Origin of the sequence: Crystallibacter degradans (genome assembly GCF_012952295.1) — a bacterium.
GTDB lineage: Bacteria > Actinomycetota > Actinomycetes > Actinomycetales > Micrococcaceae > Crystallibacter > Crystallibacter degradans.
In genome coordinates, this window is sequence record NZ_JABBCH010000001.1 from 690,271 (window position 1) to 704,763 (window position 14,493).

12 protein-coding genes are annotated in these 14,493 nt (G+C 65.2%); 9 read left to right on the forward strand and 3 right to left on the reverse strand.

Annotated elements, in window-relative coordinates:
* Positions 1-44: 44 nt before the first annotated feature.
* The gene (locus HGO92_RS03210) at positions 45-779 is read left to right on the forward strand and encodes a GNAT family N-acetyltransferase (protein WP_169991749.1); all 735 of its coding nucleotides are present in this window, start codon (positions 45-47) and stop codon (positions 777-779) included.
* Between the two features lie 139 nt (positions 780-918).
* A complete protein-coding gene (locus HGO92_RS03215; protein ID WP_240974346.1) occupies positions 919-2,091 on the forward strand; it encodes a MinD/ParA family ATP-binding protein in 1,173 nt (390 codons plus the stop codon).
* A 7-nt stretch (positions 2,092-2,098) separates the two neighbouring features.
* On the opposite strand, the gene HGO92_RS03220 is transcribed toward HGO92_RS03215, so the two are convergent.
* Complete coding sequence (locus HGO92_RS03220) at positions 2,099-3,247, reverse strand: zinc-dependent alcohol dehydrogenase family protein (RefSeq protein ID WP_169992056.1); 1,149 nt, start codon at positions 3,245-3,247, stop codon at positions 2,099-2,101.
* A gap of 20 nt (positions 3,248-3,267) precedes the next feature.
* Positions 3,268-4,035 (reverse strand): NAD(P)H-binding protein, encoded by a 768-nt coding sequence (locus tag HGO92_RS03225; protein WP_169991751.1) that lies wholly within the window; start codon positions 4,033-4,035, stop codon positions 3,268-3,270.
* A gap of 95 nt (positions 4,036-4,130) precedes the next feature.
* Between HGO92_RS03225 and HGO92_RS03230 the strand changes: the two genes are divergently transcribed.
* The 5 genes from HGO92_RS03230 (at position 4,131) to glsA (ending at position 11,109) form a co-directional block, all read left to right on the forward strand.
* Positions 4,131-5,021 (forward strand): DMT family transporter, encoded by an 891-nt coding sequence (locus HGO92_RS03230; protein ID WP_169991753.1) that lies wholly within the window; start codon positions 4,131-4,133, stop codon positions 5,019-5,021.
* Between the two features lie 219 nt (positions 5,022-5,240).
* Entirely contained in the window at positions 5,241-6,497 is a 1,257-nt protein-coding gene (locus HGO92_RS03235; RefSeq protein WP_169991755.1) for an aminopeptidase P family protein, read from the forward strand.
* 170 nt (positions 6,498-6,667) lie between these two features.
* On the forward strand, positions 6,668-7,453 hold the full coding sequence (locus HGO92_RS03240) for a creatininase (protein ID WP_240974347.1): 786 nt from the start codon (positions 6,668-6,670) through the stop codon (positions 7,451-7,453).
* Positions 7,434-9,089 carry a BCCT family transporter gene (locus HGO92_RS03245; RefSeq protein ID WP_169991759.1) on the forward strand — a complete coding sequence of 552 codons (1,656 nt, stop codon included), beginning with the start codon at positions 7,434-7,436 and terminating at the stop codon, positions 9,087-9,089. Before HGO92_RS03240 ends, HGO92_RS03245 begins: the two co-directional genes overlap by 20 nt.
* Positions 9,090-9,294: 205 nt before the next feature.
* Positions 9,295-11,109 (forward strand): glutaminase A, encoded by a 1,815-nt coding sequence (gene glsA / locus HGO92_RS03250; protein WP_169991761.1) that lies wholly within the window; start codon positions 9,295-9,297, stop codon positions 11,107-11,109.
* 6 nt (positions 11,110-11,115) lie between these two features.
* On the opposite strand, the gene HGO92_RS03255 is transcribed toward glsA, so the two are convergent.
* A complete protein-coding gene (locus HGO92_RS03255) occupies positions 11,116-11,676 on the reverse strand; it encodes a TetR/AcrR family transcriptional regulator C-terminal domain-containing protein (protein ID WP_169991763.1) in 561 nt (186 codons plus the stop codon).
* Between the two features lie 249 nt (positions 11,677-11,925).
* On the opposite strand from HGO92_RS03255, the gene HGO92_RS03260 reads away from it, so the two are divergent.
* Both HGO92_RS03260 and HGO92_RS03265 read left to right on the forward strand, forming a co-directional pair.
* The gene (locus HGO92_RS03260) at positions 11,926-13,686 is read left to right on the forward strand and encodes an L-lactate permease (RefSeq protein WP_346768831.1); all 1,761 of its coding nucleotides are present in this window, start codon (positions 11,926-11,928) and stop codon (positions 13,684-13,686) included.
* Between the two features lie 75 nt (positions 13,687-13,761).
* The gene (locus HGO92_RS03265) at positions 13,762-14,487 is read left to right on the forward strand and encodes a FadR/GntR family transcriptional regulator (RefSeq protein WP_346768832.1); all 726 of its coding nucleotides are present in this window, start codon (positions 13,762-13,764) and stop codon (positions 14,485-14,487) included.
* Positions 14,488-14,493: the final 6 nt, after the last annotated feature.

Here is a 14,493-nt window from a genome sequence, read left to right on the forward strand (position 1 = left end):
CAACCGCGTTCGGTGCTGGCCACCTCCCTGTTCCAGGAGTTAATTTGCCTGCCCCAGACGTTCCGAGCGTAACCGTGCGCCCGGCCACGCCGACCGACCTCAGCACCATGGCGGCGTGGCAGTGCCGCTATGTGCCCGACGGGCTGTTCCCGCAGATGGGCGAGCGCTTTGTCCGCCGCTGGCATGCCAGTTTCCTCGACTCACCCTTTGGCGTCGCGCTGGTTGCCGAGCGCGTTGACGCCCGGGGCACGCAGTCCGTTGGCTTCCTCGTTGGCTCCACGGACCAGTTCCGCCATATTGACGACGTCGTTCGCCGCCACCGCGTCCGGCTTGCCTTGGCCGGGCTGCTGGCTTTGGCCCAGCGGCCGCGGCTCGGCGCCCACTTCGTCCGCACCCGCGGGCGAGCCTACCTCAAGCGGATCCTCACCCCGAAGTCACATCGCACCCCCGCAGCCGGACCGGCCGCAAGCACTTCGTCCGGTACTGCGTCCAGCACTGAGTCCAACGCTACGTCCGGCGGGCAGATCGCCGTCGTTACTGCCATTGCCGTTGACTCCTCCGCGAGGGGCACCGGTGCCGGCCAGAAACTCCTCAACCGCTTCCTGGAGGACGCGAGCGCTGCGGGTGCCACGCGGGCGGAGCTGGTCACACTGCTCGGCGAAGGCAATGCGGCGCTCTTCTACGAACGCCTCAACTGGAGCGCGGTGGACGAGCACCCCACCCGGGACGGCGTGAACGCCCGCACGTACCGCTACGAACTCGGCGACAACGGGCGGTAAGCGCCGCAAAACAGCCGCGCCCGGCAGGGGCGGAACTATCCACAGATGCTTCATTCATGCCGTTTTCATTTGTTCATCTGAAGCTGGCCGGAGATGATCAGTAGTAAATCATTTCACCTCCCCGGATGATAGGACGGCTATGACCAGGCAAGTTCCGGACTTTCCGGCAGCTGCTGCTGCTGCCAATCGGACCAACAACGCCGGAGAACGTTCTGATCCGGACACCACCAGCGCCGACGAATTCCAGCCGCCCAGCCGCAGGTTGCGCAGGCAGCAGAACGACGGCGAGCCAGTGACCTCGCGGGAGGAGGACGGCGGGCAAGAGCCTCAGCCGCAGGAGGGCGGGCAGGCCCGGCGCCGGCGGGACCTGCGGGAGACGTCTTTCCTCGTCACTGGCTCGGCAAAGGAGCCGGCCACCAAGGGCTGGCGGGGCGTGCTGGCGAAAATGGGCCTGCGGGTAGAGCCGTCCAAGGAAGAGCTGGCCGAGCGTGCGGACGTACAGCTCGTCAGTCAGCATTGGCCGGGGCCGCGCACGGTCGCCGTCGTCAATCGCAAGGGCGGGGCCAACAAGACCCCAACCGTGGTCATGCTCAGCGCCATCCTCGCCCGCTACGGCGGCGGCCCGGTGCTGGCATGGGACAACAACGAGTCGCAGGGCACGCTAGGCTGGCGCACCGAGCAAGGCCCGCATGCCTCGAGCGTGCTGGATCTGGTGGACTCGTCCGGCAAGCTCCTCTCCCCCGAATCCAACGCTGCCGACCTTGCCCACTACGTCCATCACCAGGCTGCGGACAAGTTCGATGTGCTGCGCTCGGACGAGAATGAAGAAGGCGACCACGAGGTAACCGCGGAGGAAGTGGACATCGCGCACCGGGTGGCCTGCAAGTACTACCGGCTGATCGTCATGGACTCCGGGAACACCTCCCGCTCCGCCAACTGGCGCCGGATGATCGACCACACCAACCAACTGGTGGTGCCGGTGACCGCGATGGAGGACCGGGCCGAGGCTGCGCGCCTTACCCTGCAGACCCTCGCGGCACGCGGTGACCATGAAGCGGAACTGGCGCGCAACGCCGTCGTTATTGTCTCCGAATCAACCGACGCCGGCCGCGGCATGACCGGCGAGACCCGCAAGCGCGCGAAGATCGAGGCGGACCGGATCGAGACCGGCTTCCGGGAATTCGTTCGCGAGGTAGTGCGCATTCCGTACGACCCGGCGCTGGTCAACGGGCCCATCCGGTTCAACGCCCTGCAGCCGGCGACCCAGCGCGCCTGGCTCCGCGCGGCCGCCGCGGTAGCGAGGGGTTTCTAGGCAGCGGTCACGCCTGGAAGAGGCGGCGGACCACCTGCCCCGATGCCAGCGCGTCCAGACCTTCGTTGATCTCGCGCAGCGGTTTGGTGTCCGTGTACAGCAGTTCCACGGGCAGCTTTCCCGCCCGCCAATGCTCCAGGTACCGCGGAATGTCCCGCTCCGGCACCGCGTCGCCCATGTAGGAACCGAGCAGCCGCTTTCCTGCTCCGGCAAACTGCAGGGCCGGGACCGTTAGCTCGGCCGAGGGGTGCGGCAGGCCGACGGAGACCACGGCGCCGCCGCGGGTAACGTGCTCGAGGCAGGATGCGATGACCTTGGCGGATCCGACCGCTTCCACCACCACGTCGACGCCGTCGCCGGTCGCTGCAGCGATCAGGCGGCCGGCATCTTCGGGCGTTCCCACGGCAGTGGCTCCGCAGTCCAAGGCTAACTGGTGCTTGCCCGGATTCGGATCAATGGCAATAACATCGCTCGCCCCGGCCAGGCTGGCCGCCATGACGGCAGACAGGCCCACGGCGCCGAGGCCGAACACCGCAACAGACTGCCCGGCTTGGACCGCAGCCGTATTGAGCACCGCGCCCATGCCCGTCAGCACTGCGCAGCCAAACATCGCCGCCACCGTGTCCGGTACATCATCGTTGATTACGACGACGGATTCGCGGGCAACTACGGCGTAGTCGGCGAAGGCGGACACGCCCAGATGGTGGTTGATCCGCTTCCCCTCGGCAGTTTTCAGCAGGGCTTCGCCGTGCAGCAGGTCGCCGGAGCCATTGGTCTCGGCGGCGCGGTGGCAGAGGGCAGGCCGACCGGCGGAACAGGCGCGGCAGCTTCCGCAGCTGGGGACAAAAACCAGCACCACGTGGTCTCCCTCTTTGACGTCGTTGACGCCCTCCCCCACAGTAACTACCCGTCCTACCGCCTCATGCCCCAGCGCCATGGGCAGTGGACGGACCCGAGAGCCATCCACGACGGAAAGGTCCGAGTGGCAAAGGCTGGAATACGTAATGGACACGCCCAGCTCGCCGGCGCGCGGTTCCGGCCGCTCGAGTTCTTCAATGACCAGCGGCTTGGCCTCGGCATAGCGGGTTGGTCCGGCTTGTCCGGACTGGCCGGCCTCTCCGGGTGCCATGGCAGAGTGCAGGATGGCTGCGATCATCATTCTCCTTCGGGTTGCGGTCATCGTCCTCGGCTGGTTTGTTCGGCGGCGAACTCGGCGAAGGTCCGCTTTCCTACCCGATTGCCGGGGACGAGGTTGTTGCCCGACCTGAGCGCGGCGAACATCCTGCCGGGAAAACGCAACGGAACCACCCGCCGTCGTACGCCAAGGGATTGAAGGGTCAGGCGGGCGATTTCTTCGGCAGTGAGTATCTCCGGTCCGCCGATGCCCGGAGTCCTGCCCGCGGGGCCGGCGGCTGCCAGTTCCACCAAGTGCGATGCGACGTCGCGGACGTCGATCGGCTGGAAGCGCAGTTCCGGGGCGAACACCAGCGGCAGCCGCCGCTGGACGGCAAACAGGGCGGAGACGAGGTTGTGGAATTGGGTGGCGCGCAGGATGGTCCACGGCAACGCAGAGGTTTCCACTCGCTGCTCGGCTTCGAATTTGGCCCGGTAGTAGGACATCGGGATGCTGTCCACACCGACGATCGAGACGTAGATCAGGTGCGGGCTGCCGGCCTTGCGGGCCGACGCGATCAGGTTTTCGATGCCGGCAATGTCGCCGCGCCCGCCGGAGGTTGCGCAGTGGATGATCGTATCGACGCCGTGGACTGCCGCGTCGATCCCGACTCCGGTTTTGAGATCGCCTTGTGCCCAGGTGCCGGGTCCTCGTCCGGCCGGCTGCTCGCGGCGGCTGAGGATCCGGACCGTGTGGTTATGGTGAATCAGGGCGTGTTCGACGGCGCGGCCGAGGGTTCCGGTTCCGCCGGTCAACAATACTGATGCCACTGGTCTTGCTCCTTGGTGGTGGAACGATTTGGCGCGGGCGGTGGCAACGGGCGATGCTGAGGTTGCCCCTTGCTGCTGATCATAGAGGACACGTGATGCGCGCCTACCTGATGTGCATTCTCGTGGTGGTTTTTTACTCTGGCAATATTCTTGTGGGAAAGGCGCTGGCCGACCTGCCGCCCTTCACCATCGCGTTCCTGCGGGTGGCCGTTGCGTTCGTGGTCCTGCTGCCATTCGGCTACCGCGGCGCGCGGGAGGCCGCGCCACTGTTCCGGCGGCATTTCAAACCTCTGTTGTTCATGACCGTGACCGGCGTCGCCGCCTTCACCACGTTCCTGTACGCAGCGTTGCAGTTCACCTCGGCCACCAACGTCTCGGTGCTGGAGGCGGCCATCCCAGCTGTGACGGTGGCGCTCAGTGCCTGGCTGCTGCGGGAGAAACTGCGGTGGATCCAGCTTTTCGGGGTGGCGCTTTCGCTCTTCGGATCGGTCTGGGTGGTTCTGGAGGGGCAGGTCTTCCAGCTTGGTAACCTGGGCTGGAATACCGGCGACGCGCTGATGGTCGGAGCCGTGGCCAGTTGGGCGCTGTACTCGATCGGGGTGCGGAAGTACCTGCACCTGTTCCCGTCCTACGGCTCGGTGCTGGTCATGTCCGGGTTGTCCGTGCTGATGCTGCTCCCGTTTATGGCGGGCGAGTGGCTGATCCTGGGGGTGCCGGATCTGGGCAGCAGCGGCCATTGGTGGGGGCTGGTCTACCTGGGCGTCTTCCCCTCCGTGGTGGCACTGATCCTCTACAACCGCGCCGTGGCCATCCTGGGCGCTTCGCAGGCCTCTGTGTACCTGAACTTCCTGCCGGTTGGCACGATGCTGGGCGCCTACTTCCTGCTGGGCGAGACGATCACGGCGATGCAGGTCCTCGGCGCGGGCCTGGTGATTGCGGGCGTCCTGTTCACCACCCGGACGAAGCGGGCGGGGGCCGGGGGTTAATTTCGACGGCGGGACGAAAGTTCTTTACAGACCGTCCATTGCTTTCCAGTAATCCCTTGACGTTTTACCCATACTTTTTGTGATGCAGGGCACATAACCTTGTCCGTAAGGGCAGCGGGAACACATCGGGGTTTCGTGGCTGCCTCCCACAACGACCTTTCGACTGCACCCGTCTGCCAGTCGCCGGGTACCGCAATTCGTAATTCTCTAGGAGATTCCATGTCCATCGCAGCTGCTCCCGCCAACTCCGTCGCCGAGCTCGAGCGCCTGAAAGTCCTGCACAACGGCACCAAGCAGAAGCTGACCTTCTCCGACGCCGAGTTCGAACGCCGCCTGACCGGGCTGCGCCAGATCATGGCCGCCAAGGAACTCGACGCCGTCATCCTCACCAGCTACCACGGCATCAAGTACTACTCCGACTTCCTCTACACCACCTTCGGGCGCAACTACGCCCTGGTCGTCACCGCCGAAGACTCCGTCACGATCACCGCGAACATCGACGCCGGCATGCCCTGGCGCACCAGCTACGGCGAGAACATCGTCTACACCGACTGGCGCCGCGACAACTTCTACTTCGGCCTCCAGGAAGCCCTGCGCCAGCGCGGAATCACCGCCCGCCGCCTCGGCGTCGAAGACGACGCCCTGCCCGTCCTGACCCGCGAAAAGATCCAGGCCGCGTTCGCCGGCGCGCAACTGCTCGACGTCTCCCAGGACGCCATGCGCCAGCGCATGATCAAATCCGCCGAAGAAATCGAAGTCATCAAACACGGCGCCCGCATCGGCGACCTCGGCGGCGAAGCCATCAAGGCCGCCATCCGCGAAGGCATCACCGAATACGAAGTCGCCCTCATCGGCACCGAAGCCATGGTCCACGAAATCGCCCGCACCTTCCCCGAACAGGAAGTCCGCGACACCTGGGTCTGGTTCCAGTCCGGCATCAACACCGACGGCGCCCACAACTGGGCCACCACCCGCAAACTCCAGCAAGGGGACATCCTGTCCCTGAACTGCTTCCCGATGACCTCCGGCTACTACACCGCCCTCGAGCGCACCCTCTTCCTCGGCCAGCCCGACGAACGCTCCCTTGAACTGTGGAACGTCAACGTCGAGGTCCACCGCCGCGGCCTGGAACTGATCAAACCCGGCGCCGTCTGCAAGGACATCGCCGCCGAACTCAACGAAATCTACATCGGCCACGGCCTCCTGCCGAACCGCACCTTCGGCTACGGCCACTCCTTCGGCGTCCTCTCCCACTACTACGGCCGCGAAGCAGGCCTGGAACTGCGCGAAGACATCGACACCGTCCTCGAACCCGGCATGGTCGTCTCCATGGAACCAATGATCACCGTCCTCGACGGCGAACCCGGCGCCGGCGGCTACCGCGAACACGACATCCTCGTCATCGGCGACGACGGCGGCGTCGAAAACATCACCAAATTCGGCTTCGGCCCCGAAAACAACATCATCGACGCCTAACGTGCCTCGGGCGGTGCCGGTCCCGGACCGGCACCGCCTCGTCGCACCCAGTTGCTCGTCCCGCTGGACGTGGCTGCCCGCGTGTATTCCACGCGGGCAGCCACGTTTACGGGGTGGGGCATCCTGTCAGCTTGCAAAGAATCGGAGAGACGATGCGCAACAGTGTTTATATGGAGGAGTTGGACTCCTTCACCTACCGCGAAAAGATTTCGGACGGCAAGGCGGCCGTCCTCGTCCCTGTGGGCTCCATCGAACAGCATGGACCGCACATGCCGCTCAACGTGGACGTCCTGCTCTCCCGCGCCATGGCAGGCAACGTAGCCGAAGCCGTGGGCGGACTGGTCGCTGCCCCCATCACCTATGGCTACAAGTCCCAGCAGCGTTCAGGCGGCGGAAACCACATCCCCGGTACCACCAGCTTGGATGCGTCCACCGTCATTTCCATTGCCCGGACGCTGACCCTCGAATTTGCCCGGCACGGCGTGCGGAAAATCGCTTTCATCAACGGCCATTTCGAGAACTACCAGTTCTTGTATGAAGGTGTCGACCTGGCCGTCACGGAACTGCAGCGGGCCGGGATCAACGATGTGAAGGTCATGCTGCTCTCCTACTGGGACTTCGTTGACGAAGCGACGATTGCGGAACTGTACCCCGACGGGTTCACCGGGTGGGACCTGGAACACGGCGGAGTCCTCGAAACATCGCTGATGCTCCACCTGTACCCGGAGAAAGTGGAGATGAACAAGGTCGAAGATTTGCCGCCGGCGGTGTTGCCGAACTACGATGTCCTGCCTGTGCGTCCGGAACTGACGCCGGCGTCAGGATGCCTGTCATCTGCCGCCCAAGCCACTGCGGAGAAGGGCGAAATCCTGCTCAAGCGGGCCACCGTCGCCATGTCGGCCGCCCTTGATGCTGAATTCCAGGATGTGATCGACAATGACGTTGAGCAAAAATGAGACGAGGCCGGCAGTGCCGGCGGTAAAGCACGTTGACCTGAATCCGTCAGAGCCGCAGGAAGAGAAGAAGCGGCGCGTCGACGACCTTGTCATCAAGGTGGCCGCCATCGTCCTGGTGGTTTCGATCCTCACGTTCGCCGTGGCCGTTCCGGATGGAACTGCCACCGCCATCGGTGCAGCACGGACCTTTGTCACCGAATACTTCACGTGGTTCTTCGTGGCCTTCTCCGCGCTGGCGCTGGGCGTCTGCGGCTGGCTGGCATTCGGCAGGTTCCGCCACATCCGCCTTGGCGGACCGGATGCCAAGCCCCAGTATGGCAAATTCGCCTGGTACTCCATGCTCTTCGCTTGCGGCCAAGGCATTGGACTGATCTTCTGGTCCGTTGCCGAGCCCATCATGCTCAAAGAGGAGAATCCCCTGTTCCCGGCCGGTTCTGCCAGCCCGGTGGACGGGGCGATGGCATGGTCCTACTTCCACTGGGGCCTGACAGCCTGGGCGATGTACGGCATTGTGGCGATCTGCCTGGCCTACTCGCACCACAACCTGGGCAAAAAGCTCACGTTCCGCGACGCCGTCGTCGATATCTTCCCGCGCAAGTCCCGCCGCGGCGCCGGCATGGTCATCGAGTTGCTCGCGATCCTCGCCACCGTGCTCGGCCTCTCTACCTCGTTTGGTTTCGCCACCTTGCAGTTCACCTCCGGCATCAGCGCCATCACCGGCATCCATGCCAGTGCCCCGCTGTGGATTGCGATCATCGTGGCCCTGGGTGCCCTCACGGCAGGGTCGGTTTTCTTCGGCATCAGCAAGGGCATGAAGCGGATCAGCGAGATCAACTCGGTGCTGAGCATCGTGCTCCTGGTCGCCGTGTTCGCGTTCGGCCCGATCATCTACCTGGCGTCCACCTTGTCGCAGACCTTCGGCGCATTTTTCCAGAATTTCCTAGCCATGAGCCTCTGGACGGATTCAGGCATCGCGGCCGAAGGCATCGGCTCCTGGCAGGACAGTTGGAACGGTTGGTGGACGGTCTTCATCTGGTGCTGGGTCATCGCGTTCTCCCCGTTTGTGGGAGCCTTCATCGCCCGCATCTCGCGGGGCCGTACCATCGGGGAATTCGTCCTTGGCGTCACCGTTGTTCCGTCCCTGATCGTGATGATCTGGATCGGCGTCATCGGCGGAGCCGCACTGTACTACGACAACGCGAACCAGGGGACCATCGCGGACGCGGTTGCCCAGGACACCTCGCAGGGGCTGTTCGTGATGCTCGAGTACATCCCCGCTGTCGGCACCATCCTGTTGGTCGTGGCGACCATCCTTGTGGCAACGTACTACATCACCTCCCTGGATTCAGGCGTGCATGCCCTGGCAGAGTTCGTATCCTCGGGTCGGACGCCGAGCAAGCTCTTCCGGGTGGTACTGGTGGCGAGCATCGTGGCCATCACCGTAGCGCTGCTGACCTTGGGCGGCACCTCCGTGATCGATACCGTTCAAACCGGCACGATCATCGGCGCGTTCCCCTTCGCCTTTGTCATCATCATCATGGTGGTCAATTTCGTGAAGCGGTTACGAAGGGGTGAAAGCGCGCAGGTTCAGGCAGCCGCAGCGGAGCAACCAATTGAGGAGCAGCCGATTAAATAGCGGAATAACCGACTGATCTGCCGGCCGCCTGACCGGCCGATACTGACACACCTTGAGGGGCTGCCGCATCATGCGGCAGCCCCTCCTGTCTGCCGGGCCGGAGTCAGGAGGGGCTGAAGAGGCGCGGCCACCGGTGAACCGTGATGAATCTGGATCGCTGACTGGCGATATCGGGGAATAGCGGCCGGGCACATAGGCTGGCGGTATGGACTCCCCTATCCAGCGCTACCTGGCGCACATCCACGCGGAGATCGCGCGCATTAAGGACGGCGAACCCGCCAGCTACATTCCGGCGCTGGCGGACGTGGACCCGGACAACTACGGCATCTGCCTGGCCACGGTGGACGGCTACGTCTATGAAATCGGCGATTCGCGCGAAGAGTTCACCATCCAGTCCATCTCCAAACCGTTCACATACGGACTGGCGCTGTTGGACCGCGGCATGGCGGCAGTGGACGAGAAGATCGACGTCGAACCCTCCGGCGACGCCTACAACGAGATTTCCCTGGCCGAGGGCAGCGGCCGGCCCTCCAACGCAATGATCAACGCCGGGGCGCTGGCGGCGACGTCGTTAGTCAAAAGCGCCGGCCCGTACTCGCGTTCCCGCCGGATCCTGAACATGTTCTCCGACTTCGCCGGGCGGGACCTTGCCGTCAGCGATCGCGTGTACAAATCGGAGCTGGCCCACGGGCACCGGAACAAGGCGCTGGCCTATCTGCTGCGCTCGTTCAACATCATCGAAACCGACCCGGACCCGGTTGTGGAGGACTATTTCCGGCAGTGCTCGGTGCTGGTCAACTGCCGCGATTTGTCCATTATGGCGGCCACGCTGGCCAACAGCGGCACCAACCCCCTGACCGGCGAGAACCTGCTCGGGATCGGCGAGGTGGAGCGCGTACTGTCGGTCATGACCACCTGCGGGATGTACGACGACGCCGGGGCGTGGATGAGCTCGGTGGGCATGCCGGCCAAGTCCGGTGTGGCCGGCGGCATCCTGGCCGTGCTGCCGGGCCAGGTGGGACTGGCGGTGTACTCGCCGCCGCTGGACGCGCACGGAACCAGTGTGCGCGGAATCGAAACCTGCCAGCGGCTCTCGGACGACATGGAACTGCACTTTGTCCGGGCCGGCCGCACCGGCAAGTCCGCCATCCGCGCCGGCTACGACATCACGGACTCACCCTCCGGCATCCGCCGCACCGACGAGGCCGCGGACGTACTGCGTGAGCACGGCCACCGCGCCATGGTCATCGAGCTGAACGGGGACTTGCTCTTTGCCGGCTCCGAATCCGTGGTGCGCGAACTCAGCGCCTTGAGCGACGACGTCGAACACGTCATTCTGGACCTGCGCCGCGTGGACGAGGTGGCCGCGGTGGCACTGCGTATGCTCGCCGACGTCCGCGAGCAGCTCACCGAGGCCGGGCGCCAGCTGGTGCTAATCGACGGCGAAGGCACGCTGGCGGCGTCCTTCATGGAGGTCGACGGCGAAGTCCCAACCTTCACCACCCGCAGCGCCGCGGTGGAGTGGTCCGAGAACCAGCTCATCGCCCGGTACGGCGGCGACCTCGAGCTGCCGGATGCGGTGCAGCCGTCGGACAGCCCCGCACTCAGCTCCCTCAGCGAGGAGGACGCCGCGGCGCTCGAGCAGCGGATGGCACCCAAAACGTACGACGACGGCGACGTGATCCGCCGCGTGGGCCAGCGGTTCGGCGGCGTGTTCTTCATTGTCTCGGGCAAGATCACCACGTCCGTGCCGGGACCGAACGGAACGCGGGTCAAACTCAGTACGCTCTCCGCCGGCATGACCTTCGGCGAACTGGCCCTGGGCAGCGAGAACCGGCAGGAAACCACGGTCAAGGCCGTGGGCCCGGTGGAGCTGATGGTGCTCAGCGCCGACGAAATCCTCGCGCTTGAAGAAGACGCCCCGCGGCTGGCGCTGGAGTTATGGAAGGCGCTGACCCGCGATGCCTACATCAGAGTGGACCAGTACCTGCGCGAAACCGCCGTCCGCATCCGGGACTGACTGCTCCTAGCGGGCCCGCAATCCGGCCAGGACGGCGTCCACGCCGAAGAGGAAGGCCTCGTCGTCGTTGTCCTGGCGTACGTTTTCCGGCAACAATCCGGCCGCGGAAAGATCAGCGTGGGTCTGCTCCTCCGCGACGGCGCCGAGAATGAAATGGGTCAGCGTGCGGGCGCCCCAGCGCGTCTGCTGGTCGGTCAGGCCGGCATCCTGCAGAAGCGTACGCAGGGTGGCGATCGCCGGAAGCGCCTCCGGATTCAGCGCATGCGCCAGCGACACCACGTCGGCACCGTCCCGTACGGCCAGCAGCGCGGTGCGGATGTCCGCGGCCAACCGACGGACCGGGTCGCCGTCCGTGGCTGCGGGGTCAACGGTATCCGCGTCCACCTCCGCCAAAATCTGTTCGGCCAGCACACCCAGCAGGTCCTGCTTGTTCTTCACGTGCCAATACAGGGCGCCGGGCTGGACCCCCAGATCACGGGCAAGCCGCCGCATGGACAGGTCGCCGAGGCCGTAATGGCGCAGGATGTCCATGGCTGCATCCACAATCTGCCGGCGGGTGAGACTCATCCATTGCTCCTGATCCGTACGCCGAGGTCAAGCATCGTCCTGTTCCATCATGCCGTAACGGCCGCTAACCGGCGCGCCCGCTCCCCCGTTACTGTCCTTGCGCCACGCTTCGCGTCCAATGCCGCAGGTCAGCCCCATCTTCGTGATGCCCCTCACAGAATCCGCGGGAATGCGTTATGCTTACGTGGTCGGACCATAGTGGTCCGACCAACTGCCCGGTCTCGTGCCCCACAATGCGAAGGAAAACCTGTGGAGACATTTACCCCTACCACTGATCCGCTAGCCGGCAGCGTCGCGCTTTCGGCCATAGTCTCGCTGTTACCGCTGCTGACCTTCTTCGTGCTGCTCGCCGTCGTCAAGACGAAGTCGCACGTGGCCGGGCTGGTGTCCCTGCTCGTGGCACTGCTGGTCGCCATTCTGGTCTTCCAGATGCCCGCGGGCTTGGCCTTGATGTCCGGTGGGCTCGGAGCGGTCTTCGGCGCGTTCCCCGTCGTCTGGATCGTGGTGATGGCCGTGTGGCTGTACCAAGTTACGGTCATCAGCGGCCGCTTCGAAGACCTGCGGCGGGTATTCGATGTGATCGGCCGCGGCGACGTGCGGCTGCAGTCCATCCTCATCGCCTTCTGCTTCGGTGGTCTGCTCGAGGCGCTCGCCGGGTTCGGGGCGCCCGTCGCGATCACCGCCACGATGCTGCTCGCGCTGGGCATGGCTCCGTTGCGCGCCGCCGCCGCCGTGCTGGTCGCCAACACCGCTCCCGTCGCCTTCGGTGCGGTGGCGATCCCGATCACCACCGCCGCCGGACTGACCGGGCTGGATGCCGACCATATCGGCGCCGTAGTCGGCCGGCAGGCCCCGCTGCTGGCGTTCGTCGTTCCCCTGATCCTGTTGTTGATCCTGGACGGGAAGCGGGGGCTCAAGGACTGCTGGCCTGCGGCCCTGGTCATCGGTTTCTCGTTCGGCCTCGCCCAGTTCCTTTGCTCGAACTACTTCTCCTACGAACTCACCGATGTGGTGGCCGCACTGGTCGCCATGGGTGCGGCGGTGGCGTTCCTCCGTGTCTGGGAGCCGCGTGGCAGAACGGCTGCCCGTGAACGCATCTGCGCGGAGATTCCGGTCGGGGCGAGTCGTGTCCCGGTCGCTGGCAGCGGTGTGCCGGTCGCTGGCCACGCCGTGCAGGGTGGCGGTTCCGGCGTGCCCGGGACGGACTCTGCCGCCGAACGGCTGACACCGGTCCGCACCTGGCTCGCGCTCTTTCCGTACTTCCTCGTCATCATGGTCTTCGGTGTAGCCAAACTCTGGACCTTCGGCGTGGACATCCCGGGGTGGCTTGCCTCCACCGACATCGCGGTGCCGTGGCCGCTGCTGTACGGGAACGTAGTAGACGCTGCCGGCGACCCGGTGTCATCCACCATCTACAAGTTCACATGGCTGTCCAACCCGGGCACGCTGCTGCTCATCGCCGGACTGCTCGTCGCCGTCGTCTATTCACGCTTCGACGGGGCCGGCCGCTACCCGCTGCGGGTGGGCACGGCGCTGGCCGAAATCCCGCGCACGATCCACCGCATGCGCTGGGCCGCTTTGACCATCCTCACCGTGCTCGCGTTGGCCTACGTGATGAACCTGTCCGGGCAGACCGTCTCCATCGGCACCTGGCTGGCGGGCACCGGGGCGTTCTTCGCTTTCCTCTCTCCGATTCTGGGCTGGATCGGCACCGCCGTCACCGGTTCCGACACCTCGGCCAATGCCCTGTTCGCCAAGCTGCAGCAGACCGCCGGGCTGAAAGCGGGGATAGATCCCAACCTGCTCGTTGCCGCCAACACTTCCGGTGGTGTGGTCGGCAAGCTGATCAGCCCTCAGAACCTGGCCATCGCCGCCACCGCTGTCCGGCTCGACGGGCAGGAATCACTTATTCTGCGCAAGGTCGTCGGCTGGAGCGTGGGCATGTTGCTGGTCCTCTGCATCGTCGTCTACCTGCAGTCGACACCGGTCCTGGGCTGGATGCTACCTTAGGCATCCGCCTCCACCGGCGGCCGGGCACGCCTTGCCAAGGCGTGCCCGGCTGCCTGCGCATGCGAAGATGAAGCAGTGACCAGCAAGATAGCTAAACCCGCACCGCGCGCCTACGAGGCGGTGCTCCAAAGTATTGAGGCGGAGCTGCGCTCCGGGGCACTCAAACTCGGCGATCAACTGCCCGGCGAACGGACACTGGCCGAAAAACACGGGCTCTCCCGGGCATCCGTACGCGACGCCATCCGCATCCTGGACGTGCTCGGAGTGGTACGTACTTCTACCGGCTCCGGCCCCAACGCAGGCGCGATCATCGTGTCCCAGCCCGCATCCGGGCTGGCCGCCGCACTGCGACTGCATGTGGCAACCCGACAGTTGACGGTCAGCGAGATCGTGCAGACGCGTATCCTGCTCGAAACCGGAGCCGCCGAGGCCGTCACCATCGATCCGGAGAACGAGGCAACCCGGGCCAAGCTTGACGAGGCCGCGGGACTGCTGGAGTTGATGGACGACCCGAAGCTCGCCCGCGCGGACTTCCATTCGCTCGATGCCCGCTTCCATGTCCTGCTCTCCTCGCTCGCCGGCAATGCAGTCATCGAGGCGATGATGGAGTCGCTGCGCCTGTCCATCAGTGACTACGTTGCGGAGTCGATCCGCAGCGACGAGGCGTGGGAACCGGTCGCCGATGTACTCCGCGGCCAACATCACGGCATCTTGGCTGCGGTGTCCGCAGGCGAGGGCAAGCGGGCTTCCCAACTGCTCCGCGAGCACATCGAATGGTTCTACGCCGAAACCCAGCGCTAAAACACC